22 protein-coding genes and 1 pseudogene are annotated in these 22,101 nt (G+C 76.2%); 7 read left to right on the top strand and 16 right to left on the bottom strand.

Annotated elements, in window-relative coordinates; translation table 11 throughout:
- Window positions 1-49: 49 nt before the first annotated feature.
- On the top strand, window positions 50-556 hold the full coding sequence (locus tag M8C11_RS26640) for a DinB family protein (RefSeq protein ID WP_252454070.1): 507 nt from the start codon (window positions 50-52) through the stop codon (window positions 554-556).
- On the opposite strand, the gene M8C11_RS26645 is transcribed toward M8C11_RS26640, so the two are convergent.
- Window positions 543-1,520: a glycoside hydrolase family 88 protein gene (locus tag M8C11_RS26645; protein WP_252454072.1), complete on the bottom strand. Its 978-nt coding sequence runs from the start codon at window positions 1,518-1,520 to the stop codon at window positions 543-545. The genes M8C11_RS26640 and M8C11_RS26645 overlap by 14 nt on opposite strands.
- Window positions 1,521-1,653: 133 nt before the next feature.
- On the opposite strand from M8C11_RS26645, the gene M8C11_RS26650 reads away from it, so the two are divergent.
- Together M8C11_RS26650 and M8C11_RS26655 are read left to right on the top strand one after the other, a co-directional pair.
- Complete coding sequence (locus tag M8C11_RS26650; protein ID WP_120570744.1) at window positions 1,654-2,031, top strand: SCP2 sterol-binding domain-containing protein; 378 nt, start codon at window positions 1,654-1,656, stop codon at window positions 2,029-2,031.
- Window positions 2,028-4,106 carry a glycogen debranching N-terminal domain-containing protein gene (locus M8C11_RS26655; protein ID WP_252454074.1) on the top strand — a complete coding sequence of 693 codons (2,079 nt, stop codon included), beginning with the start codon at window positions 2,028-2,030 and terminating at the stop codon, window positions 4,104-4,106. Before M8C11_RS26650 ends, M8C11_RS26655 begins: the two co-directional genes overlap by 4 nt.
- A gap of 12 nt (window positions 4,107-4,118) precedes the next feature.
- Here M8C11_RS26655 and M8C11_RS26660 read toward each other — a convergent pair whose 3' ends face one another.
- Both M8C11_RS26660 and M8C11_RS26665 read right to left on the bottom strand, forming a co-directional pair.
- Window positions 4,119-4,829: a Pr6Pr family membrane protein gene (locus M8C11_RS26660; RefSeq protein ID WP_252454076.1), complete on the bottom strand. Its 711-nt coding sequence runs from the start codon at window positions 4,827-4,829 to the stop codon at window positions 4,119-4,121.
- A 25-nt stretch (window positions 4,830-4,854) separates the two neighbouring features.
- Window positions 4,855-5,583: a hypothetical protein gene (locus M8C11_RS26665; protein ID WP_252454078.1), complete on the bottom strand. Its 729-nt coding sequence runs from the start codon at window positions 5,581-5,583 to the stop codon at window positions 4,855-4,857.
- Window positions 5,584-5,727: 144 nt separating this feature from the next.
- Here M8C11_RS26665 and M8C11_RS26670 point away from each other — a divergent pair, with 144 nt between their 5' ends.
- Window positions 5,728-6,618 carry a DUF72 domain-containing protein gene (locus tag M8C11_RS26670; RefSeq protein ID WP_252454080.1) on the top strand — a complete coding sequence of 297 codons (891 nt, stop codon included), beginning with the start codon at window positions 5,728-5,730 and terminating at the stop codon, window positions 6,616-6,618.
- A gap of 60 nt (window positions 6,619-6,678) precedes the next feature.
- Entirely contained in the window at window positions 6,679-6,864 is a 186-nt protein-coding gene (locus M8C11_RS26675) for a GTPase activator (protein WP_252454082.1), read from the top strand.
- Between the two features lies 1 nt (window position 6,865).
- Here the strand turns inward: M8C11_RS26675 and M8C11_RS26680 are convergent, their stop codons facing one another.
- The 13 genes and pseudogenes from M8C11_RS26680 to M8C11_RS26740 all read right to left on the bottom strand — a co-directional run bounded on the left by M8C11_RS26680 (window position 6,866) and on the right by M8C11_RS26740 (window position 20,843).
- Window positions 6,866-7,249: a hypothetical protein gene (locus tag M8C11_RS26680; RefSeq protein ID WP_120573875.1), complete on the bottom strand. Its 384-nt coding sequence runs from the start codon at window positions 7,247-7,249 to the stop codon at window positions 6,866-6,868.
- A gap of 111 nt (window positions 7,250-7,360) precedes the next feature.
- Window positions 7,361-7,990: a hypothetical protein gene (locus tag M8C11_RS26685; RefSeq protein ID WP_252454084.1), complete on the bottom strand. Its 630-nt coding sequence runs from the start codon at window positions 7,988-7,990 to the stop codon at window positions 7,361-7,363.
- Window positions 7,991-8,074: 84 nt separating this feature from the next.
- Entirely contained in the window at window positions 8,075-8,932 is an 858-nt protein-coding gene (locus M8C11_RS26690; RefSeq protein ID WP_252454086.1) for an alpha/beta fold hydrolase, read from the bottom strand.
- Between the two features lie 23 nt (window positions 8,933-8,955).
- Entirely contained in the window at window positions 8,956-9,936 is a 981-nt protein-coding gene (locus M8C11_RS26695) for a glycosyltransferase family 9 protein (protein WP_252454088.1), read from the bottom strand.
- Window positions 9,933-10,628, bottom strand: coding sequence for an SDR family oxidoreductase (locus tag M8C11_RS26700; RefSeq protein ID WP_120570736.1), 696 nt, complete (start codon window positions 10,626-10,628; stop codon window positions 9,933-9,935). Before M8C11_RS26700 ends, M8C11_RS26695 begins: the two co-directional genes overlap by 4 nt.
- A 21-nt stretch (window positions 10,629-10,649) precedes the next feature.
- The gene (gene rfaE2, locus M8C11_RS26705; protein ID WP_252454090.1) at window positions 10,650-12,050 is read right to left on the bottom strand and encodes a D-glycero-beta-D-manno-heptose 1-phosphate adenylyltransferase; all 1,401 of its coding nucleotides are present in this window, start codon (window positions 12,048-12,050) and stop codon (window positions 10,650-10,652) included.
- A gap of 377 nt (window positions 12,051-12,427) precedes the next feature.
- A pseudogene (locus tag M8C11_RS26710) lies at window positions 12,428-13,000 on the bottom strand (SIS domain-containing protein); the annotation flags it as partial.
- Window positions 13,000-14,217 (bottom strand): glycosyltransferase, encoded by a 1,218-nt coding sequence (locus M8C11_RS26715; protein WP_120570735.1) that lies wholly within the window; start codon window positions 14,215-14,217, stop codon window positions 13,000-13,002. The pseudogene M8C11_RS26710 and the gene M8C11_RS26715, both read right to left, overlap by 1 nt.
- Window positions 14,202-15,185 carry a glycosyltransferase gene (locus M8C11_RS26720; RefSeq protein ID WP_252454092.1) on the bottom strand — a complete coding sequence of 328 codons (984 nt, stop codon included), beginning with the start codon at window positions 15,183-15,185 and terminating at the stop codon, window positions 14,202-14,204. The genes M8C11_RS26715 and M8C11_RS26720 overlap by 16 nt, the downstream gene beginning before the upstream one ends.
- Before the next feature lie 50 nt (window positions 15,186-15,235).
- On the bottom strand, window positions 15,236-16,804 hold the full coding sequence (locus tag M8C11_RS26725; protein ID WP_252454094.1) for an HAD-IIIA family hydrolase: 1,569 nt from the start codon (window positions 16,802-16,804) through the stop codon (window positions 15,236-15,238).
- Window positions 16,804-17,820 (bottom strand): glycosyltransferase family 2 protein, encoded by a 1,017-nt coding sequence (locus M8C11_RS26730; protein WP_252454096.1) that lies wholly within the window; start codon window positions 17,818-17,820, stop codon window positions 16,804-16,806. Before M8C11_RS26730 ends, M8C11_RS26725 begins: the two co-directional genes overlap by 1 nt.
- Entirely contained in the window at window positions 17,817-19,469 is a 1,653-nt protein-coding gene (locus M8C11_RS26735; protein WP_252454098.1) for a carbamoyltransferase C-terminal domain-containing protein, read from the bottom strand. Before M8C11_RS26735 ends, M8C11_RS26730 begins: the two co-directional genes overlap by 4 nt.
- 162 nt (window positions 19,470-19,631) lie before the next feature.
- On the bottom strand, window positions 19,632-20,843 hold the full coding sequence (locus tag M8C11_RS26740) for a globin domain-containing protein (protein WP_252454100.1): 1,212 nt from the start codon (window positions 20,841-20,843) through the stop codon (window positions 19,632-19,634).
- A gap of 155 nt (window positions 20,844-20,998) precedes the next feature.
- On the opposite strand from M8C11_RS26740, the gene M8C11_RS26745 reads away from it, so the two are divergent.
- Together M8C11_RS26745 and M8C11_RS26750 are read left to right on the top strand one after the other, a co-directional pair.
- Window positions 20,999-21,436, top strand: coding sequence for an Rrf2 family transcriptional regulator (locus M8C11_RS26745; RefSeq protein WP_091423567.1), 438 nt, complete (start codon window positions 20,999-21,001; stop codon window positions 21,434-21,436).
- Window positions 21,436-22,068, top strand: coding sequence for a class I SAM-dependent methyltransferase (locus M8C11_RS26750; RefSeq protein WP_252454102.1), 633 nt, complete (start codon window positions 21,436-21,438; stop codon window positions 22,066-22,068). Before M8C11_RS26745 ends, M8C11_RS26750 begins: the two co-directional genes overlap by 1 nt.
- The last annotated feature ends 33 nt before the right edge of the window (window positions 22,069-22,101 follow it).

The raw sequence follows: 22,101 nt of genomic DNA on the forward strand, positions 1-22,101 counted from the left end.
GCAGGAAAGCCGAGGGGACGGCAGGAGACGGCAGGGGAGTGAGGGACGCGTGGACGCGACGGACGTGCTGACCGAGGCGTACGGGCGGCTGCCCGATCTGGTCGCCGGGGCGCTCGACGGGCTCGACGCGGCCCAGCTGCGGCGGGCGCCGGCCGACGGGGCGAACCCGGTCGGCTGGCTGGTCTGGCACCTGACCCGGATCCAGGACGACCACGTCGCCGACGTGATGGGCCAGCCGCAGCTCTGGGCCACCGGCGACTGGGCGGCGAAGTGCGGCCTGCGGCCCGACCCCGCCGACACCGGCTTCGGGCACGGCCCGGAGCAGATCGCCGCGGTACGCCCGGAGAGCGGTGAGGTGCTGCTGGACTACCACCGGGCGGTGGTGGACCGGAGCCTGAAATACCTGCGCGGGCTGCGCCCGGCCGACCTGGACCGGGTGGTGGACGAGAACTGGGATCCGCCGGTCACGCTCGGGGTGCGGCTGGTGAGCGTGCTCGACGACGACTTCCAGCACGTCGGTCAGGCCGCGTACGTGCGCGGGCTCATCCTGGGCTGAGCGCCGCACCGGCCCGGCGCAGCGCGGCGTGCCCGAGCAGGTGACACGCCTGCGCCTCGGGCGAGGTGCCGGAGCGCTCGAAGTCCGGCGCCCCGCTGACGCCCGTCACCCGGCCGTACGCGTCGATGCGCCGGCCGGCGGCGGCCAGCAGGTCCGCTCCCACCTCGTACCAGGACCGGGGCAGCCAGCCGTCGGCCACCCCGGTGAGGGCCGCGTACCCGAGCAGCTGGGCGGTGTTGGCCTCGCGGAACGCGCCCGGCTCGTCCAGCACGTCGGGGAAGAGCCCGTCCGCGCCCCGGTACGCCAGGCAGGCGGTCAGCACCTCCTCCACGTGCCCGGCCAGCTCGGCGCGGAGGGTGCCCGGCCACTCCGGCGAGAGTCGCAGCGCGCGGGCGATCCCGGCGACCACCCAGCCGTTGCCGGTGCCCCAGGGGCCGGGCCGGTCCAGTTCGCCCCGGTCCTCGTCCCAGCGGGCGGCGTACAGGCCGGTGCGCGTGTCGTACAGCCGTCGCCGGTGCCCCGCGACCTGCGCGGCGGCCGCTTCGGTCCGGCCGGTCAGCGCCAGCAGCGGCACCACCATGTAGATGGTGTCCGCCCACACCTGGCGGCCGTCGAGCAGGTGGAACAGCGTGCCGTCGGCGGCCCTCGGCGCCCGGCGGGTCAGCCAGTCGAGCTGGGCGTCCAGCGCCACGGCGTACCGGCGGTCGCCGGTGCGGCGCGCGGCGTGCCGGACCACCTCGCCGCACGCGGCGCCGTTCACCACGCCCACCGAGCCGGGCGGCTCCCCGAGCCGCCCGTCCGGCCGCTGCCGGGTCACCGCGGCGTCGGCGACCAGCACGGCGGCCTCGTCCAGGCCCAGGTCGAGCAGCGCCTGACCGAGGATTCCCTGCTCCCACGATTCGCGCTGCATGGTCAGCAGCGCGAGCAGCACCCGGTCGGCGGTGGCGTCCCCGGTCGTCGGCACGGCTCAGGGATACCCGCCGGACCGCCGCGGCTCACCCGGACCGGGTGAGTTCGCCTCACCCGCAGCGCGGGGACGCTGCGGGACGAGCGGCGCCGGCAGGCGGGCGGCCGCGACCACCGACGAGGAGGGCCCGATGAGCGTCTCGGCCGTGGAACACCTGGCCCGCGGGACCGCCGGCCGGCACCCGGAGCTGCCCGAGACCACCTCCGGCACCATCCGCCTGGACCTGCGCGACGACGGGCACACCGAGCACTGGTACCTGACCATCGACCGGCAGGACGTCCGGGTGGAGCGCCTGGCCGAGGAGGCGGACCTGGTGGTCGGCGCGAACCGGGAGGTGTTCGACCGGATCGCGGCGGGGCGCCTGCACCCGGCCGCCGCGCTGCTGCGCAACGACCTCGCCGCGCGGGGCGAACTGAAGCTGCTGATGACGCTGCGCCGGATCTTTCCCGGCCCGCCGGACGCCCGTGATCCCCGCGACGTGCCCGGCGAGCGGGCGGCGGCCCGATGAGGCAGGAGCTGGTCCACGTCCTCGCCGGCAACGCGTTCGCGTTGAGCGACGCGCAGGGCGACATGGAACGCGACCCGTCCGCCCCGATCGGCCTGTTCTCCTTCGACACCCGGTTCCTGTCCCACTGGGTGCTCACGATCGACGGCGAGCGGCTGCACGCGTTGTCCCGCGACGACCTGACCTACTTCGAGACCCGCTTCGTGCTGGTGCCGGGCGCGGCCAGCCACTACGTGGACGCCGACGTCTCGGTGATCCGGCACCGCTCGATCGACGAGGCGTACCACGAGAGCCTCACGGTGCTGAACCACTCGGCCGAACCCGCCGAGTACACGGTGCGGATGGAGATGGCGGGCGACTTCGCCGACACCTCCGAGATCCTGCGCCCCGGCCCGCGCCGCCCCACCGTCGTCCCCGATCCGGAGGGGCGGCGGTTGCGGATCCGGTACGAGCGCGGGCGGTTCGTCCGGGAGACGTGCGTCTCCAGCACCGCCCCGGCCGAGGTGGACGCGCGGGGGATGACCTTCCGGATCCGCGTCGAGCCGCAGGGTGAGTGGCACGTCGACCTGCACGTCGCCATGATCATCCAGGGCGCGGGAGGGCGGGACCTGCGGGCCGACATCGAGTCGCACCGGCAGCACGTCCGGCAGGACATGCGCGGGGATCTCGAACGGTGGTACGAGCGGGCGCCGCACCTGGTCTCCGACCGGCCCGCGCTCACCGCCGTCTACCGGCAGGCCCTGACCGACCTGGCCGCGCTGCGCTACATGCCGCTGGCCTACACCGACCCGGTGCCGGTCGGCGGGATGCCCTGGGCGATGACGCTGTACGGGCGCGACGCGCTGTTCACCTGCCTCCAGACGCTGCCGTTCACGCCCGAGCTGACCCCGGCCACGCTGCACATGCTGGCGATGTTGCAGGGCGGCCGGCTCGACGACCGGCACGAGGAGGAGCCCGGCAAGATCGTCGCCGAGCTGCGGTACGGCGAGGCGGCCGCGTTCGACGAGCAGCCCACCGCGATCTACTACGGCGCGGCCGACACCACGCCGCTGTTCGTGATCCTGCTCGACGAGTACGAGCGCTGGACCGGTGACGCCGACCTGGTCCACGAGCTGCGGCACCCGGCCCGGATGGCGCTGGACTGGCTGACCCGCTACGGCGACCAGTGCGGCGACGGCTACCTGCGCTACCGGCCGCGCAACACCGACAACGGGGTCGCCAACCAGACCTGGCGCAACTCCCCGGAGGCGATCGTCGACCGGTACGGCGCGGAGCCGCCGTACCCGCGCGCCACGTGCGAGCTTCAGGGGTACGCGTACGACGCGCGGATCCGGGGCGCCCGCCTGGCCCGGGAGTTCTGGAGCGACCCGGGCTACGCGCAGCGCCTGGAGGCCGACGCGGCGCGGCTGCGGGAACGGTTCGACAGTGATTTCTGGCTGCCGAAGCAGGGCTACTACGCGCTGGCGCTCACCCCCGACGGCGAGCCGGTCGACGCGCTCACCTCGCATCTGGGGCACCTGCTGTGGAGCGGCATCGTGGAGCCGGACCGGGCCGGCGCGCTGGCCGCGCACCTGCGCGGGCCGGACCTGTTCTCCGGCTGGGGCGTGCGCACCTACGCGCAGGGGCAGCGGCCGTACAACCCGGTCGGCGCGCACCTCGGCGCGGTCTGGCCGTCGGACAACGCGATCGTCGCGGCGGGCCTGCGGCGGTACGGCTTCGACAAGGAGGCGGCCGACATCGCCGCCGGTGTGTTCGCGATGGCGGAGACGCTCGGCGGGTCGGTCCCGGAGGTGATCGCCGGCTACCCCCGCGCGTTGACCAAGTACCCGGTCCAGTTGCCGGAGGCCGGGCGGCCGCAGTCGTGGGCCTCGGGTGGGCTGCTGATGCTGCTGGGGACCATGCTGGGGCTGCGCCCGTGCGGGGAGAACCTGCTGGTGAACCCAGCGATCCCGACCGGGTTCGGGCGGATCGAGCTGCTCGACGTGCCGGGCCGGTGGGGACGGGCCGACTCGTACGGCCGGGAACGCGGCGCGGGCCGGCGGATGCGCGCGGGTCAGCCCACCCACCGGGCCGCGTGACCCGCTCGCCGCTCAGCCCGAGCCGCTGGTCTCCCGCTGGGCCACCGGGGGCTCCACCGGTTCGGCCGCGGCCGGCGGCTCCGCCGGCTCGGTGCGCCCGGCCCGGGCGAGCAGCCGGTCCACGCCCACGAACAGCAGGCCCAGCAGCCAGAACACCGCGGCGAAGCCGACCGCGCTGACCGCGACCCCGTCGTAGCCCAGCTCGCCCGCGTCGATGAACGGGTACGGGTAGCTGCCCACGATCAGGCCGCGTACCAGCGCGAAGACGAGGTACCCGACCGGGAACGCCAGCCACCAGGCGGCGTACCGGGGGCGAAGCCGGCCGCGCCTGTCGAACAGCGCCCAGTCGGCGACCGCCAGCAGCGGCACCACTGTGTGCAGGAGCTGGTTGCCCCACCACTCACCCGGTTGCCGGTCCGGCTGGGCCATGGCGAACGGGCTGGCCGGGTTGGCCAGCACCAGGTGGTAGACGGTGCCGGTGATGGTGATGTAGAGGGTCACCGCGCCCTTGAGGACGCTCGGCGGCTCCGGCCGGTCGCGCAGCGCGCACCAGGCGCCGTACCCGGCGAGGACGCCGACCGCCACGTTGCTCTGGATGGTGAAGTACGGCAGCAGGCCGGTCACGGTGGCCGGACCGAGCGCGGTGAGCACGATGCCGGCCAGCACGGCGAGCACCACGGCGAGGCGGAGGAGGATCGCCGGTAGGCGACGCCGGGGGGTCACGGGGGGGCAAGTTACCAGCCGGTCGTCAGCCGTTACGCCGCCCGGGCGGGGTGCCGGACGGCGGCCCGGCGTGCTCGGGGGCGGGGCCGTCCACGCCCGGTGGCGTGTCGCCCACGCCCGGCGGCGTGCCGCCCGGGCGGACCGGGTGCTCGGTCCTGCCGCCGCCCCGCTCCTCGCCGGACTTCCCCGGCGGATCGTCGTCGCCCAGGAGCCCGGCGCAGTAGTCCGGCACGCGGTCGCGGCCCCCGGCGGCGCTGACGAGGTCGCCGAAGGCGGGCGTGCCCAGGGCGTGGCCCCGGTCCGGCTCGGCGACGGCCCGGTACGCGACGCACAGGCCGGACGGTTCGGACGGCTGTGGTGTCCCGGGCACCGGCGAGTGGGCCGGCGGGCTCGGGCGGTCCGGCGGCGTGGGCGGTGCGGTGACGACCGGCGGCGCCGCCGGTCGGACGGCGCGCGGCAGGTTCCCGGTCGCGGCGAGCGCGACGCCGCCGGTGAGGGACGCGGCGATCGCGGTCACCGCCAGCCGGACACCGAACCGGGCCGGGACGCCGAACCGGGCACCGCTGCGGCGCATCCGCCGGGCCGACCGGAACGCCGCGACGGCGGCCGCCTCGCCGTCGAGTTCGCCCGTGCCGGGAGCGGCGCGGACCGCGTCCAGCACGGCGGCCAGCCCCGGCGGGGCGGACGGCGTGTCGCCGGAGCGGCCGGCGAGCAGCCGCTCGACGGTTTCCTGGTCCAGGCCGGATGCGTCCATCTCGTGACCCTCAGCGCCGCCACCCGGCCGGGCGTCACACTCCGGCACGTCCGGCCCACGGTGAGGTCGGTCACCCGGTGCCGGTGACGGCCCGGAGGGCATCTCCGGTTGCCGATGTCCCGCGGTCGCGGTGAACTGAATTACATGGGTGTCATCAAGGTGGGCACGTCCTCGTGGGCCGACCAGATGCTGGTCCGCTCCGGCTGGTATCCGCGTGGGGTCAACACACCCGCCGGGCGGCTCGGCTGGTACGCCGAGCGGTTCGGACTGGTCGAGGTGGACACGTCGTACTACGCCGTGCCGGTGCCGGAGACCACGGCGGGCTGGGCGGAGGCGACCCCGGACGGGTTCACCTTCGACGTCAAGGCGTTCCGGCTGTTCACCGGTCACCACACGCCGGTCGACGCGCTGCCCCGCGACCTGCGTCCGGAAGGTGGCCCGAGCCGGATCCGCTGGCGCGACCTGCCCGCCGGGGCGTACGACGAGTTGTGGGACCGGTTCCACGCGGCGCTGGCGCCGCTCGCGGCGGCCGACCGGCTCGGTGCCGTGCTGTTGCAGTTCCCGCCGTGGCTGGCCCGCGGCGAGGCGGCCCGGCGGCGGATCCTGGACGCCGCGCGGCGCTGCCGCCCCTGGCCGGTGACGGTCGAGCTGCGGCACTCGTCCTGGTTCGACGGGGACGCGATGGCCGACACCGTCACGTTCCTGCGTGAGCACGACCTCGGGTACGCCTGTGTGGACATGCCGCAGGGGCACGTCTCCTCGGTGCCGCCGATCCTGGTCGCCACCACCGACCTGGCCGTGATCCGGTTCCACGGGCACAGCACGGCCTGGGAGAGCGGCGACAAGCAGGAGCGGTTCCGGTACGCCTACGGCGAGGGGGAGCTGCGGCGCTGGTCGGTGCTGCTGCGCGAGCTGGCCGACCAGTGCGCCGAGCTGCACGTGCTGATGAACAACTGCTGCGGCGACCAGGCCCAGCGCGACGCCGCCCGCCTGGCCGACCTGCTCGGCGTCGCGCCCGCCGCCGCGCGCGCCTGACGTTTCCTCAGCCGTCGTCCGGGTACCGCCGGGTGCATGGACGAGCGCGAAGGGGGATCTGTGGAGAAGCGGCGCGGCGAGGACGAGCGGGACCCGCGAGCGACCCGGGAGGCCGAGGAGGCGCACGGCGGCAGCATGGCGCCGGGCCTGGTCGACGACACCGGGCACCCGGTGGCCGAGTCACCGGTGCCGGACAACGAGCCGTCGGCGCCGGGCCGGCCGGGTGAGGACGGCACCGGCTCCTGAGCTAGGGACGCGTCTCCGGGTGCATCCCGGTGGCCTCCTCCAGCGCGTTGTCGCCGAGGTCGCCGTCCGCGCTGTCGTCCGGGAACGTCCGCCCCGACGGGGCCGGATCGGGCGGCGCGCCCGGCCCGGCCTCGGGCGTCCGGGTCGGTTCCACGGATCCGAACCCGTGCCGGCCCGCCTTCGGCCCGCCCGGCCCGGCGCCGGCCGCCCGGCGTTCGCCGAGCCGCCCCTCGGGTACGGCGGTCTCCTCGCTGCCCTCGTCCATCGGGTCGCTGTCGCCGGCGCCCCACGGCGGGTCGGCGTCGAACCCGTCGGTGGTGCCCCACGGCGCGGCCGACTCCGGCCCTCGCCCGTCACCCGTACCCGGCCGGTCCCTGCTGGTCATGGTCACCTCGCCTGGCTGCTGATGTCCGTGCCGCCCGCCGACGGACGGCCTGTCCCGGTGCACCGCGCGGCCGGTGGCCCACCCCGATGTGGGTCGCCGGCCGCGCGGTGGTCAACGGGCCGCTCCGACCAGGGAACGTCCGGCGGCGCCCATGGTGGCCACCTTGCCGATGTGCTTCGGCGCGGACATGATCCCGCCCGCGCGGTCCAGCATGCCCCGGAACACCTGGCCCGGTTTCTGCTGCTCACCCATGTACGCCGACACCACGACCAGCGCGCCGGTCAGTGCCGGGACCGCCCACTGGAGCAGCTTCATCTGCCGCTGGCTGGCGGCGACGTTGGCCGGGGTGTGGTGGTTGGGCTCGGTGGTCCCCTCGACCGGCGGCCCGCCGGCCTTCTCCAGCCGCATGCCGACCAGCCGGCTGTAGCCGGTCACCGCCAGCGCGCCGACCGTCAGCGCGGTCTTCACCGCGCTGACCCGTCCCACGCCCGCCTGGCGGGCCATCCGCGGGCTCTCGGTGACGAGTTCACCGACCGCGCCGGCCAGGTGCGCGCCGATCGCCGCCGCGTTGACGGGCGTCCACCGCGCCCAGCCGGCCGAGGCCACCGGCAGCCGCTCCGTCGTGTCGTTGATCCGTGCCGCCGCGCCGTTGACGCCCAGCGCCCCCATCAGGGAACCGCCGAACCAGGCCGCCAGGCCCAGGTCGTGCATCGAGCGCAGCGTGGTGTGCCGTTCTGACATCAGATCCCCCTCCGCCGTGTTCGGGCGGTGCGGCATACCCACGATCGGGCGACTCACGCCCGGCGTGGCGGGGAGGAGGAGGGTTCAGCGCCGGGGGAGCGTGCCGGCGAACGCGGCGATCCGGGCGGCCAGGGGACCCGACGCGCGTACCCAGGTGAAGTGGTCCAGCGGCGCGCCCGCTTCGGCGACGGTGTAGCGGTGCCGCGTCACGGGTGCCTCGGCCAGCTTCTCGCACAGGTGGTCGAGCGTCTCGTGCGGCGTGTACTGGTCGTCGTCCACGCTGACCGCGAGCACGGGCGTCCGGATCCGCCGCACGGCGGCCTCCGTGTCCACCCCGTCCAGCGCCGGGAACCGGCCGGTGCGGGCGGTGTGCGCCCAGTCCCGGATCACGCCGGCGGCCTGCCGGCCGCCGAAGCCCCAGCCGGGCCAGACGCCGAGGAGCCGGGCCGTCGCCGCGATCCCCTGGGTGTACGGCAGCACGCCCCACCCGCGCCGGCCCGGGTACCGCCGCCACCACGGCAGCCCCACCGCCACCAGCGCCAGCCCGTCCACCCGGCCGTCGTCGTGCAGCGCCTGGTGCAGCACCGCGACCTGACCGCCGAGTGAGTGCCCGAGCAGCAGCCGGGTGCGGCCGTCCAGCCGGGGCTTGAGCGCGTCGAGCACGGCGCCGATGTCGGCGGCCATCTCCTGGTAGCCGTACCGGCAGGCGCGCGACGGCGCGGGGGTGCTCTCGCCGGTGCCGCGCAGGTCGGCCACGATCACCGCCAGCCCGGCGTCGCGCAGCGCGGCGGCGAACGGCCGGTAGTAGCGGGCGCGCACGCCCATCGCGGGCCAGATCAGCACCACCGGCGCGCCGGGCGGACCGGCCGGCTCCGGGTAGACCTGCACGCCGATGCGCGCACCGTCGACGTCCACGTACTCCTGGGTGTAGTCCCCGCTCACCCGGGCAAGCCTACGGCCCTAACCTACCGGCGGGTAGTAAGGGGTGTCCGCGCCCGCTGCACCGGCACGCGTGGGCGGTGCCGGGCGGCCCGTTCCACCCGGTCCACGGCGGCCAGCACGTCCGGCACGTCCAGCGCGGCGAGCGCCGGGTGCACCTCCTCGTCCCCGGCGGCCGGACGCGGACCGGCCCACAGCGCCTCGTGCCACGGCCGGTCCGGCGGCGGCCCCCACCACGACGGCGGCACCGGGCCGAACAGCAGCACCGACGGGGTGGCGTAGGCGGTCGCCAGATGCCCGGTGCCGGTGTCGCCGCAGAGCACCAGCCGGGCGTACGCGACGAGCGCGGCCAGCTCGCCCACGTCGGTCGCCCCGGCCAGCACCGCGTCGCCGGGCAGCCCGGCGGCCCGGGCCACCGCCGTCGCCAGCCCTCGTTCGGCCGGGCTGCCGGTCACCACCACCCGGTGCCCGCGCCCGGCCAGCTCCCGGGCCACCGCCGCGAAGCGCGCCACCGGCCAGCGCCGCTGCGCCGCCTTCGCCCCGGGATGCACGATCGTCACGCCGGCCGGGAACCCGTCCGGCGCCGGGCGGCGCAACGCCAGGTCGGCGCGGTCGGCGGGCACGCCGTACCAGGCCAGCATCCGGCACCAGCGGTCCACCTCGTGCTCGTCGGCCCGCCACGGCGGCCCGTCCGGCACGCCCGCCTCCGGGCTGGCGAAGGCCAGCAGCCGGCCCGGCCGCAGCGCGGTCAGCACCAGATGCGACTGCGGGCCCCGGCCGTGCAGGTTGACCGCCGTCTCCGGCGGCGGCCCGGACCAGGGCAGCGGCCCCAGCCCGTCCGCGTGGACCTGCCGGTCCACGCCGCCCACCAGCCCGACCAGCGGTGCCAGCCAGCGCGGCGCGACCAGCGCCAGCTCCTTCCCGGGGTACGCGGCACGCAGCGCGCGCAGCGCCGGCACCCCGGTCGCGAGGTCGCCGACGCCGAGCGCGCGCAGCACGAGGATCACGGGTACGACGACTCCTGCTCGGCGCAGACCACCAGCTCGCGTACCGCACAGCCGGGCGGCTGGGTCAACGCGAACATCACCGCCTCGGCGGTGTCCGCCGGGTCGTTGAGGATCGCGTCCGGACCGGGCTTGTACTTCTCGTCCCGCTCGTCGAAGAACGCGGTCCGCATCCCGCCCGGGACCAGCAGCGTCACGCCCACCGAGCCGGCCAGTTCGGCGGCGAGCGCCCGGGTGAAGCCGACCACCCCGAACTTCGCCGCGCAGTACGCCGTCGCGTCGCTCACCGCCTTCACGCCCAGCGTCGACGCCACGGTGACCACAGTGCCGTGCGCGCGTTCCAGCTCGGGCAGCGCGGCCCGGATCACCGCGGCGGTGCCGAGCAGGTTGATCGCCACGATCCGGTCCCAGACCGCGCCGTCGACGTCGCCCAGCCGCCCCGGCACGTCCATGCCGGCGGCGGTCACCACGCCGGTCAGCTCACCGGCCTGCTCGGCGATCCGCCGGGTGGCCGCCTCGGCGGCGCGGCTGTCGGCCAGGTCGCACTCGACCCAGGGCACGCCGTCGGCGGGCGCGCGGCGGTCCAGCACGTACGGCCGCCCGCCGGCCTTGGCCACCGCCGCCACGACCGCCGCGCCGAGCCCGCTCGCGCCACCGGTGACGAGCACCGCCTGGCCGTTGATGTCCCTGCTCATGCCGGACTCCTTCTCGCTCGTTCAGACCACTGTTCGGACCAGGTGCAGGCCGCGCTGGCGCGCGGCGGAGATGGTGCCGGTGGTGGACCGGCCGGACAGGTAGGGGACGGTGACCACCCGGCCGCCCCAGCGGCGTACCAGTTCCGCCTCGGGCAGCTCCACGTCGCCGTAGTCGCCGCCCTTGACCCAGACGTCCGGCCGCAGCCGGGCCAGCACCTGGTGCGGAGTCGGCTCGTCGAAGACCACCACCGCGTCGACGCAGTCCAGCGCCGCCAGCAGCCGGGCCCGGTCCTCGGCCGGGTTGACCGGGCGCTCCGGTCCCTTGAGCCCGCGCACGCTCGCGTCGGAGTTGAGGCAGACGACCAGGCAGTCACCGAGGCGGCGGGCCGCGCGCAGCGTGGACAGGTGCCCGGCGTGCAGGATGTCGAAGCAGCCGCCGGTGGCGACCACGGTGCCGCCGTCGGCGCGTACCCCGGCGATCAGGTCCTCGGCGGCGCGCGCCGGATCCCGCGGGGCCGGTTCGTGTTCCCGGCGCAGTCCGGCGGCCCCGCCCGCCGCCACGTACGCCGACGCGGCCTCCACCGCCGCGCGGACCGCCTCGGCGACCGGCGCGCCGTCGCCGAGCGCCCGTGCCGCGGCAGCGGCGAACCGGTCGCCCGCGCCGCAGGTGTCGTCGACGTGCTCCGGCACCGACGACGGGGGCAGCGCCAGCGAGGTGGCGCCGCCGTGGCACAGCACCGCGCCGTCCGGGCCCATGGTCACCGCCACCGCGCCGACCCGCCACCGGTGGCGCAGCTCCTGCCCGGCCCGGGTGGCGGTGGTGAGCGGCGAGCCGCCGCCCGCGTCGCCGGTGACCCGGCGCAGCTCGTCGAGGTTCGGTGTGGTCAGCCGGGTGCCGGGCACCGGGGCGGGGCCGCGCGGGTGCGGATCCCAGACCACCGGCGCGGTCGCCTCGGCCAGCGCGGCCCGCAGTGCCGGCTGGCGCAGCAGGCCGCGCCCGTAGTCGCTGACCAGGATCGCGCCGGCGCGGCCGAGCAGCTCCCGGACCGCCTGCGACGGCTCTCCCGGCTGCTGCGGGTCGCCGCCGCGGTCCAGTCGCAGCAGCGTCTGCCCGCCGGCCCGCAGCCGGATCTTCTCCGCTGTCGCGCCGGGCAGGCGCATCGGGTAGAGCGCGACGCCCGCGCCGGTCAGCAGCTCCGCCAGGCGCGCGCCACCGGCGTCGTCGGCCAGCGCGGTGACGAGCGCGACCTCGCCGCCGTCGGCGGCCGCGAGCAGCGCCGCGAGTCCGGCGCCGCCCGGGCGGTCGGTGGCGGTGCGCTCGTCGAGCACCGGCACCGGTGCGTCCGGGCAGACCCGGCTGACGGTGCCGTCCACGTCGCGGTCCAGCAGCGCGTCGCCGACGACGACCAGCGGGCCGTTCACGACTCCACCCAGCCGGTGCCGGTGTCGCCGTCGCGGCGGCGGCCGTTCGCCGCGCGTCCGTCCGCCGCGCATCCGTCCGGCGGCGCGAATCCGTGCAGGCCGTGCCCGTTCGGCCCGTGCCCGTTCGTGCCGTGCCCGTTGGGCCCGTGGCCGTTCGTGCCGTGCCCGTTGGGCCCGTGCCCGTTCGTGCCGTGCCCGTTGGGCCCGTGCCCGTTCGGGCCGTGGCCGTTGGCGCCGAACGGTGCCGCGCCGTCGACAGCGGCCAGCACCAGGCCGTCCCACCCGGCCCGGTCCGGCCCGCCCTCGGCCGCCGTTCGGCCGGTGCGATCCACCGATACGGAGTCGACCGGCCGCCACGGCGCGTGCGGGAGGTGCCGGACCAGCGGCAGCGCCTGGTCGACGTACTCGCACAGCAGGTGCGTGGAGACCAGGTGCAGTTCCTGCACGACCTGGCTGTCCGGCGACGGCACGGCCAGCACGTCGTGGCAGAGGTCGGCGAGGGGGTTGGGTGCGGGTCCGGTGAAGGCCCAGCAGCGCAGTCCGGTCTGGTGTGCGGCGTGGGCGGCGGTGAGGAGGTTGGTGCTGGTGCCGCTGGTGGACAGGAGCAGGAGGATGTCGTGGGGTCGGCCGTGGGCGCGTACCTGCCGGGCGAAGGTTTCGTCGTATCCGTAGTCGTTGGCGATGGCGGTGAGGGCGCTGGTTTCGGCGTGCAGTGCGATGGCGGACAGGGGTTGGCGGTCGTGGCGGAGTTTGCCGACGAGTTCGGCGGTGAGGTGCTGGGCCTCGGCGGCGCTGCCGCCGTTGCCGGCCACCAGCAACCGCCCGCCCCGGGCCAGCGTCCACGCCAGTTCCGTGCCCCAGGCGGCCAGCCGCTGCGCCTCCCGCCGGTACGGCAGCAGGGCCGCGGCCAGCCCGGTCAGGTGCGTTTCGAGCGGGTCGGGATGTGTCATCACGCCACCGCCGGTGTGGGCCGGGCCGCGCTGGTCAGCGTGCCGTAGACCGCGCCGAGCTGCTCGGCGCACCGCTTCCAGGAGTACCGGCTGCGGATGCGGTCGAGCGCGGCGGTGGCGTACGCGAACCGGCGCACGTTGTCGCCGAGCAGCCGGCGCAGCGCGGTGCCGAGCGCGCGGGGGTCACGCGGCGGCACCAGGTCGCCGGTGAGCCCGTCCACCACGCTGTCGGCGATGCCGCCCACGTTCGTGCCGATCACCGGCACGCCGCAGGCCATGCCCTCCAGCGGGGTGAGCCCGAACGGCTCGTACCAGGGGGCGGCCACGAGCACGTCCGCCGACCGGTACCAGGCGCCCATCTCCTCGCGCGGCACGCCGCCGAGCAGCCGTACCCGGTCGGCCACGCCGCACGAGTCGGCGAGCGCGGACAGCCGGCGGGCGAACGTGTCGGCGGGCAGCAGGTGGGCCGGCGGGCCGCCGACCACGACGCACTCGGCGTCCGGCACCGCCGGCAGCGCCCGCACCACGTCCAGGAAGCCCTTGCGTTCGACCATCCGCCCGACGGTGAGGATGCGCGGGCGCGCCGGGTCGCGCGGCGCGACCGGGCCGTCCGGGCGGAACACCGCCTCGTTGACGCCGGACGGGACCAGCGCCATCCGGGACCGGGGCACGCCCATCCGGACCAGCTCGGCGACCTCGTCCGAGCACTGCACGACGACCCGGTCCACGGCCCGGCCGAGCGCCCGCTCGTAGCCGGCGCGCCCCGGTGGACTGGTGTCCCGGGCGCCCTGGTGGCGGCGCTTCACGGTGCCGAGCGCGTGGTACGTCAGCACTGTCGGCACGCCGGTGCGGCGGCTCGCGTGCACGGTCGCCAGTCCGCTCATCCAGAAGTGCGCGTGCGCCACGTCCGGGGTCCAGCCGCCGCGCCGCCAGGTGTCGGCCAGCCAGCTGCCGAATTCCCCCATGTACGGCAGCAGGTCGTCCTTCGGCACCCGCCGGGCGGGACCGGCCGGCACGTGGCACACCTGGTAGCCGTCCGGCGCGCCGACCACCTCGGGCAGCGTGGGGGAGTCGCGGCGGGTGTAGACGCGGACGTCGTGTCCCGCGCCGGTGAGCGCGGACGCGAGTTCCGCCACGTGCGTGTTCTGGCCGCCCGCGTCCTCCTCGCCGAGGGCGGCGAGTGGGCTGGCGTGCTCGGAAATCATCGCGATGCGCATGTCTCCTCCTCCAGGATCCGGTCCCAGTCGGCGAGGAAGCGGTCCAGACCGAACCGTTCCTTCGCCACCTCGCGTGCCCGTGCGCCGAGCCGGTACGCGGCGTCGGCGTCCTCGGTCAGCCAGTGCGCCGCCTCCACGAGCGTGTCGACGCGGGTGGACAGCACCCCGGCGTCCGGTGGGACGGCGTCCACCGCTTCCGTGGTGGCCAGTGCCACCACGGGCATGCCCATGGTCATGGCCTCGATGAGGCTGAGGCCGAGTGAGGTCCAGCGGCACAGGTGCAGGTAGGCGCGCCGTTTGGCCAGTTCGGCGTGCATGGCGTGCTGCGGCAGGTCTTCGTGCCCGGTGACCGGCAGGCCCGGGAAGCCCGCCGCGGTGAGCGCGTCCGGCAGCCCGGCCACGCCCATCCCGTACACGTCGAGCGGGGCGACCGCCGCGAAGCGCGGCATGAGGTCGGTGCCGGTGACGCGCCAGCGGCGTACCGGCTCGTTGGTGACGACGGCGAGGCGGTCGAGTTCGCCGGTCCACTCGACGGCGGGCGGTACGACGCCGTGGTCGACCACTGTGGTCCTGGTGCCGCCGTTGTCCCAGAACAGCTGGTTGAACGCGGTGACGTGGGTGAGCAGCAGGTCGTCGCGGTCGGCCATCGGGTGGCGGGTGTTCGGCACGTCGCCTTTCGGGGTGTTGTGTTCGACGTAGATCGCGGGCACGTCGCGGCCGGGCCGGCGGCCGAGCCACTCCGCGGCCAGGTCGATCTCCTCCGGGCGTTGTAGGATCACCAAATCCACGTCGGTGTCGCGCAGTTCCTCGGGGGTGACCTCGACGGCGCTGTCCGGCCACGGGTAGGTGCGCGCCCGGCCCAGCCCGTACGGGCCGCGATCCGGGGTGACCGGCACCAGGTAGCGGTGCCGACCGTGCACGAAGGACGTCGTCCAGGAGCCGTGCACGTGCCACAGCAGTACGTTCATCTCTCTCCTCGGGGGCGACGGTTGCGGTGCTCGACGGCGGCGCGGGCGGGTCAGCCGGGGGCCAGCGTGCGGACGGCGGCCACCACCGCGCCCGGGTCGACGCCGCTCAGGCACGGGTGCCCGGGAACCGGGCAGACCGTGGCGCGGGTGTCCCGGCACGCGGCGCCCGCGTCACCGAGGCGCACCGTCGGCACCCGGTACGGTCCCCACTGTCCGAACGGCACAGTGGGTGCGAACAGGCTCACCACCGGCACGCCGAGCGCGGCGGCCAGGTGCGCCGGGCCGGTGTTGCCGACCACCAGGCACCGGGCGCCGGTGAGCAGCCGGGCGAGCCCGGCCAGGTCCGTCGTACCGCCCAGGTCCAGGCCTCCGGCGGCGGCCACCTCCGCGGTCAGCTCCCGCTCGTCCGGCCCGCCCGTCACCAGCACCCGCCGGCCGTCGGCTGCCAGCGCGGCCACGATCCGCGTCCAGAGCCGCGGCGGGCAGGCCCGGGCGGGCACCGACGCGCCGGGGTGCACCACGACGTACGCGCCGCCGGGCGGCTCCGGGTCCGGCCCGGTCCGCACGCGCAGCGCCGGTTCGTCGTGGTCGGGCAGCGCGAAGCCGGCGGCGGCGGCGAGGGACAGGGCGCGTTCGGGTTCGGGTACGCCGGCCGGGACGCGGTGGCGCACGTCGAGCAGGCTGCCGGGGTAGTCGTCGCTGATCGCGCTGATCCGGGGCACGCCGGCCAGGCGTAGCAGCAGGGCCAGGGGCAGCGCGGTCTGGTGGAAGGAGGTGAACACGACCGCCTCGTCGGCGCGTACCGCCGCGAGCCGGTCGGTGAGGCGGCGTATGTCGTCCGGGTCCACCGGCGCGGGGGAGCCGTCGATCCAGGGCAGGGGCCACTCGACGATCTCGTCGACGCCGGGGAGCAGTTCGGCGGCGGCCCGGCCGCGTGGCCCGCACAGCAGCACCACGCGACGCGCGCCGGCCGCTACCGCCCGGATGCCCGGACCGGTCACCAGCACGTCTCCGGCGGAGTCGCTGCGGACCACCAGCACCGTGCCGGTCGTCCGGGGCGTCACCGGCCGGACCGCCCGCGCCCGGCGCAGGATCTCGTCCACGGCGGCGGGCAGGTCCCGGGCCACGGCCGGCGCGGCGGCCACCTCCTCGGGCCGGGTGACAGGGGTGGGTACCAGCACACCAGTGGCGCCGGCGGCGAGCGCGGCGGTCATGTCCCGGCCGATGTCGCCGACGAGCACGCACCGGGACGGCGTGGTGCCGAGCGCGCGCGCCGCCTCGTGCACCAGGCCGGGTGCCGGCTTGCGGCAGGCGCAGCGGTCGCCGTCGTCGTGCGGGCAGATCGCCCAGTGGTCGAACGGGCCCAGCAACTCCTCGATCCGGGTGTGCACGGCGTGCATCTGGGCCTCGGTGAACAGGCCCCGGGCCAGGCCGGACTGGTTCGTCACCACCGCCAGCCGCAACCCGGCCGCGCGCAACCGGTCCAGCGCCTCCCGGGCGCCGGGCACCGGCCGTACCTTCTCCGGGTCGCCGTTGTACGGCACGTCCTCCACCAGCGTGCCGTCGCGGTCCAGCAGCACCGCGTCGTACAGCCCGCGCCGCAGCTCGGGGGTGGACATCAGCGGCCGTCCCCGGCCGGTACGGCGCGGGCGCGCCACCAGCCGCGTACCCAGTGGAGCGTCGCCAGCGGCGGGATGAGCGCGCTGGTGACGAGCATGGTGGCGACCTCGTCCGGGGTGCGCGGACCGGGTGCGATCCGGGCCCGGGCGAACTCGGCGGTCCCGGCCGCCCACCCGAGCGCGGCCAGGCCGCCCGCCACGCCGAGCGCCCGCCGCGCCGGGTGCCGGACGGCGGCGCGTGCCGCGACGGCGGCGAGGGCCAGCGCTCCGGCGGCGGTGATCGCCGTGTGCCGGGGCCGCCGCCCCGGCGGCAGGTCCAGGTCGGTGCGCCAGCGGCGGCCGTAGCGGCGGCGCAGCAGCGCGTCGTCGGCGTTGCCGCGCTGCGTGCGCAGGCTGACCCAGCGGCTCTCCGGTCGCACCGGGTGGGTCACCCGTCGTTCGCCGCGCACCAGCTCCCAGCCGGCGCGCCGGACCCGGTGGGCCAGCTCGGCGTCCTCCCGGTAGGCGCGCGGGAACCGCTCGTCGAACCCGCCGACGGCGGCGAGCGCGGCCCGCCGGTACGCCATGTCCGCGGTGATCCACCGCCCGTCGGCCAGCCCGGCGGTGCCGCGTTCCCAGTCCGTGGGGCGCCGGTGCTCAGGCAGCGGCACCTCCACCACGCCCTGCACGCCGCCGACCCGGCCGGGCACGGCCAGGTCGGCGCGCATCCGCGCCGCCCAGTCCGGCGCCGGCACCACGTCGTCGTCGAGGAAGACCACCCATTCGCCCCGGGCCGCGCGCCAGCCCAGGTTGCGGGCGGCCGCCGGGCCCGCGCCGCGCCCGGTCAGCACCTTCGTGTACGCGGTCAGCGCCCCCGGCACGGCCAGCTCCCCGGCGTCCTCGCCCCGGTCGTCGACCAGCAGCAGCTCGACGTCGCTCGCGGCGTCGCTTCTCTTCTCACCCAGTTGGGCGGCGAGCGCGTCCAGCAGCGCGGCCAGGCTGGGGCGGCCCAGCGTGGGCACCACCAGGCTGATCACCGGTCACCGCCGAACGCCCGGCGACGCACCGCGAACGGACCGAGCGCGAGCAGATCCACCGGCGCCGAGCCGAACAGCTCCATCGCCTCCCGCGGCGTGTCCACCATGGGCCGCCCGGCGGTGTTCAGCGACGTGTTCACCACCACCGGCAGGCCGGTACGCCGCTCGAACTCGGCCAGCATCTCCGCCACCAGCGGTTCCGTCTCCGCGTGCACGGTCTGCACCCGGGCCGTGCCGTCCACGTGGGTGACGGCCGGGATGCGGTCCCGCCACTGCGGCTTCACCCGGTGCACGAACAGCATGTACGGGCTCGGGAACACGCCCTCGAACACGTCCGGGAAGCGTTCCGCGCGCACCATCGGGGCGATCGGGCGGAACTGCTCCCGGCCCTTCACGTCGTTCATCCGGCGGGTGGTGTCCCGGTCGCCGGGGTGGGCGAGCAGCGACCGGTGGCCGAGCGCGCGCGGGCCGTACTCGCTGCGCCCCTGGTACCAGGCGACGATGCCGTTGCCGGCGAGCACCTCCGCCGCCTCGGCGGCGATCGACTCCGGCCGGGTGTACGGCAGCGCCGCCCGGCGCAGCTCGGCCTCCAGCTCCTCGTCGGACCAGCCCCGGCCCAGGTCCACCCCGGTCATCGGGGCGGTCCGGTCACCGAGTTCGGCGGCGACGTGCAGCGCCGCGCCGAGCGCCGTGCCCGCGTCACCGGCGGCCGGCTGCACCCACACGTCGCGGTACGGGCCCTCGGCGGCGATCCGCGCGTTCGCCACGCAGTTCAGCGCCACCCCGCCGGCCATGGCGAGCGTGCGGGCGCCGCCGGAGGCGTCGTGCAGCCAGCGGGCCAGGTCGAGCACGACCTCCTCCAGCCGCCGCTGCACGCCGGCGGCCAGGTCGGCGTGCGCCTCGCCCAGCTCCGTCCCCGCCTCGACGCGCTTGGCCAGGCCCGCCCAGTCGATCGGCTCGACCCGGAAGCCGCCGTCGTCGGTGACCCGGACCAGCTCGCGCAGCGCGTCCAGGTGCTTCGGCGTGCCGTACGAGGCCAGCGCCATCACCTTGTACTCGTCGCTGGAGTGCAGGAAGCCCAGGTGCCGGGTCAGGTCCTCGTAGAGCAGGCCGAGCGAGTGGGGCAGTTCCTGCGAGCGCAGCGGCGACAGCCGCCCGTCCCGGTAGACGCCGGCCAGGTGGCTGGCCACCTCGCCCCGGCCGTCGAGCACCAGCACCGCGGTGTCGTCCCCGGCGGGCGGCGCGGCCAGCCCGGCCGAGGCGGCGTGCGCCACGTGGTGCGGGACGAACCGCACCTTCTCCGGGTCGAGGCCGGGCAGCGCGGCGGCGAGGAACTGCGGCGCGCGCCGCGCGTAGTCCACCCGCAACCCGTCCCACGGGTCGGCCAGCCCCAGCTCGGCCGCGTCGCGGCACAGGCCGGGGTCGAAGGAGTACGCGACCGCGTCGAGCCGGTCGACGTCGATGCCCGCACTGGCCAGGCACCATGCGGCGGACAGCTCGGGCAGCTCCCACGCGGAGAACGGCACCGGCCGTTTGCCGTGCTTGCGGCGGCTGAACCGCTCCTCTTCGGCGGCGGCCACCACCCGGCCGTCGACCACCAGGGCGGCGGCCGGGTCGTGGAAGATCGCGTTGATGCCAAGGACGCGCATGGGTGGACCCGTACCCTCGGGTTCCGCCCCTAACCAGTAGATCATCGACTTCTCTGCGGCTCGTCGCCTCCGCTGTGGAGGCTCCGGACCCAGGCCAGGGCATCGACGCGCGTCGTCGGACCGAAAAAACGGGTCTGCGGAGTCCTGTTTCGCGGCGGGGCGTCAGCCCGGCAGCATCCCGGGGCCGAACACCTCGTAGGCGATCCGCTCGGCCGGCACACCCCGGCGCAGCAGGTTGCCCCGCACCAGGTTCATGAACGCGATCGGGCCGCACAGGTGCACGGCCGCCCCGGCGGGCAGCGGGAGCCGGTCCGGGTCGATCAGTCCGGCGGACACCTCCGCCTTCAGGCCGGGCAGGTCGGCCCCGGCGGCGTCGAGATACCAGAGCTGGACGGCCAGGTTAGGCAGCCGCTGCTGGAGCGCGGGGAGTTCCGCACGCAGCGCGTGCGCCTCGGCGTCCCGGTCGGCGTGCGCCAGCGTCACCCGGCGTCCGGGGTCGCGGTCGGCCAGGTGCGCCAGCGTCGCCATCGCCGGGGTGAGCCCAATGCCGGCGCTGACCAGCAGCAGCGGCCCGTCGCCGCCGGTGGCGTCCACGTCGCCGAACGCCGGGCTGAGCCGCAGCGTGTCGCCGACGGTCACCCGGTCGTGCAGGTGACCGGAGACCATCCCGTCGGGCGCGCCGCCCTCTCCGCGTACCCGCTTCACGGTGATCCGCCACTGGTCGGCGCCGGGGCGGCCGGAGAGGCTGTACTGGCGGATCTGCTGCCCCCGGCCGCCGTCCAGGTCGACCGCGACCGAGACGTACTCGCCGGGGGTGAAGCCGGGCGCGGTGCCGCCGCCGGCCGGCGCGAGGGTGAGCGAGACGACGTCGGCGCTCTCCCTGGTGCGGCCGGTGACCCGCCAGTCCCGCCACACCGGGCCGCCCTCGGGCACGCCGGCGCCGGCGTAGAGCCGCGCCTCGCGGGCGATCAGCTCGCAGGCCAGCAGCCAGTAGACCTCGTCCCAGGCGGCGGCCACCTCCGGGGTGACCGCGTCGCCGAGCACCTCGCCGACCGCGGCGAGCAGGTGCCGCCCGACGATCGGGTACTGGGTGGCGGTGATGCCGAGCGAGGCGTGCTTGTGCGCGATCCGGTCCAGGATCGGGCCCCACGGCATGCCGGTGTCGCCGGTCAGGTGCGCCGCGTACGCGACCACGGCGGAGGCGAGCGCGGCCTTCTGCGCCCCGGTGGCCTGGTTGCCCCGGTTGAACAGGTCCAGCAGGTCCGGGTGGGCGTCGAACATCCGCTGGTAGAAGCGGCCGGTGATGGCCTCGCCGTGCGCCCGCACGACGGGCAGGGTGGCGGTCACGACCGCTGCTGAGGATTCCGAGAGCACGACCGAATCTCCTTCCGGGGCTCGAACAGGTCGATCCCCACGAAACAGGAATCGGGGATTCCTGTTTTAGGGCCGAAGGTCCCGGTGCCGGGGTGGCATGGGTCACCGTGAATCTGCTGGTGTCCTGGACGGCGCCGAGTGGCTAGGGTCGGTGCGTGAGGCTCAACCGGTCGACCGACATGGCGCTGCGGATCGCCATGCTGACCGCTGCGTCCCCGGTCCGGGCCACAGTCGACGAACTCGCCACCCGGCTCGCGCTGCCCCGCAGCCACGTCGCCAAGGTGGTGCAGCGGCTGCAACGCATCGGGGTCCTGGTGACCATCCGGGGCCGCTCCGGCGGCGTGGCCTTCGCCGAGCACGCCGCGGACATCACCGTCGGCCAGGTGGTCCGCGCCTTCGAGGGCGACGGCGAGGTGGTCGACTGCGCGCAGCCGGTCTGCCCGCTGATCGCGGAGTGCCGGCTGCGCGGTGAGCTGCGCCGCGCGCAGGCCGCGTTCCTCGCCGTGCTCGACGGGGTACGCCTCGGCGACCTGGTCGACGGATCCGCCGGCCCGCTCCTGCTCAGCCTCGGCGCGCCACCGGCCGGTCGCTGATGGCCGTCTCCCATCCGATCTTCTCCCGGCTGTTCGCCCGCGCCAGCGTCGCGATGGACCAGGCCGGCATGGCCGAGCACCGCCGCCGCCTGGTCGCCGGACTGCGCGGCCGGGTGGTCGAGGTCGGCGCCGGCAACGGGCGCAACCTCGCGCACTACCCGCCGCAGGTCAGCCGGGTGCTCGCCGTCGAGCCGGAACCACGCCTGCGTGCCCTGGCCCGCGCCGTCGCACCCGGCGCCCCGGTCCCGGTGACAGTCGCCGCCGGTCTCGCCGAGGCGCTGCCGGTCGCCGACGGCGCCGCCGACGCGGTGGTGCTGTCGCTCGTGCTCTGCTCGGTGCCGGACCAGGCGGTCGCGCTGCGCGAGGCGCGGCGGGTGCTGCGGCCCGGCGGGGAACTGCGCTTCTACGAACACGTGGTGGCCCAGACGCCCGGCCTGCGCCGGGCTCAGCGCCTGGCCGACGCCACGCTCTGGCCGCTGTTCTGCGCCGGCTGCCACACCGCCCGGGACACGGTGGCCGCGATCCGGGCCGCCGGTTTCGAGGTGACCGAACTGGACCGGTTCCGCTTCCCGCCGACCGGGCTGCCCGCTCCGGCCTCGCCGCACGTGCTCGGCACCGCGATCCGGCCCTGACGCCGGACCGGGCCGGATCCCCGGCCCGGTCCT

Origin of the sequence: Micromonospora sp. CPM1 (assembly GCF_023896895.1) — a bacterium.
In the GTDB taxonomy this organism is placed as follows: Bacteria; Actinomycetota; Actinomycetes; order Mycobacteriales; family Micromonosporaceae; genus Micromonospora; species Micromonospora tulbaghiae.

Coding starts and splice junctions, on each gene's coding strand:
- M8C11_RS26665 (WP_252454078.1), bottom strand. CDS start 5,583: ATGGACGCATCCGGCCTGGACCAGGAAACCGTCGAGCGGCTGCTCGCC.
- M8C11_RS26655 (WP_252454074.1), top strand. CDS start 2,028: ATGAGGCAGGAGCTGGTCCACGTCCTCGCCGGCAACGCGTTCGCGTTG.
- M8C11_RS26720 (WP_252454092.1), bottom strand. CDS start 15,185: ATGAACGTACTGCTGTGGCACGTGCACGGCTCCTGGACGACGTCCTTC.
- M8C11_RS26680 (WP_120573875.1), bottom strand. CDS start 7,249: ATGACCAGCAGGGACCGGCCGGGTACGGGTGACGGGCGAGGGCCGGAG.
- M8C11_RS26725 (WP_252454094.1), bottom strand. CDS start 16,804: ATGTCCACCCCCGAGCTGCGGCGCGGGCTGTACGACGCGGTGCTGCTG.
- M8C11_RS26700 (WP_120570736.1), bottom strand. CDS start 10,628: ATGAGCAGGGACATCAACGGCCAGGCGGTGCTCGTCACCGGTGGCGCG.
- M8C11_RS26670 (WP_252454080.1), top strand. CDS start 5,728: ATGGGTGTCATCAAGGTGGGCACGTCCTCGTGGGCCGACCAGATGCTG.
- M8C11_RS26685 (WP_252454084.1), bottom strand. CDS start 7,990: ATGTCAGAACGGCACACCACGCTGCGCTCGATGCACGACCTGGGCCTG.
- M8C11_RS26650 (WP_120570744.1), top strand. CDS start 1,654: ATGAGCGTCTCGGCCGTGGAACACCTGGCCCGCGGGACCGCCGGCCGG.
- M8C11_RS26750 (WP_252454102.1), top strand. CDS start 21,436: ATGGCCGTCTCCCATCCGATCTTCTCCCGGCTGTTCGCCCGCGCCAGC.
- M8C11_RS26715 (WP_120570735.1), bottom strand. CDS start 14,217: ATGCGCATCGCGATGATTTCCGAGCACGCCAGCCCACTCGCCGCCCTC.
- M8C11_RS26735 (WP_252454098.1), bottom strand. CDS start 19,469: ATGCGCGTCCTTGGCATCAACGCGATCTTCCACGACCCGGCCGCCGCC.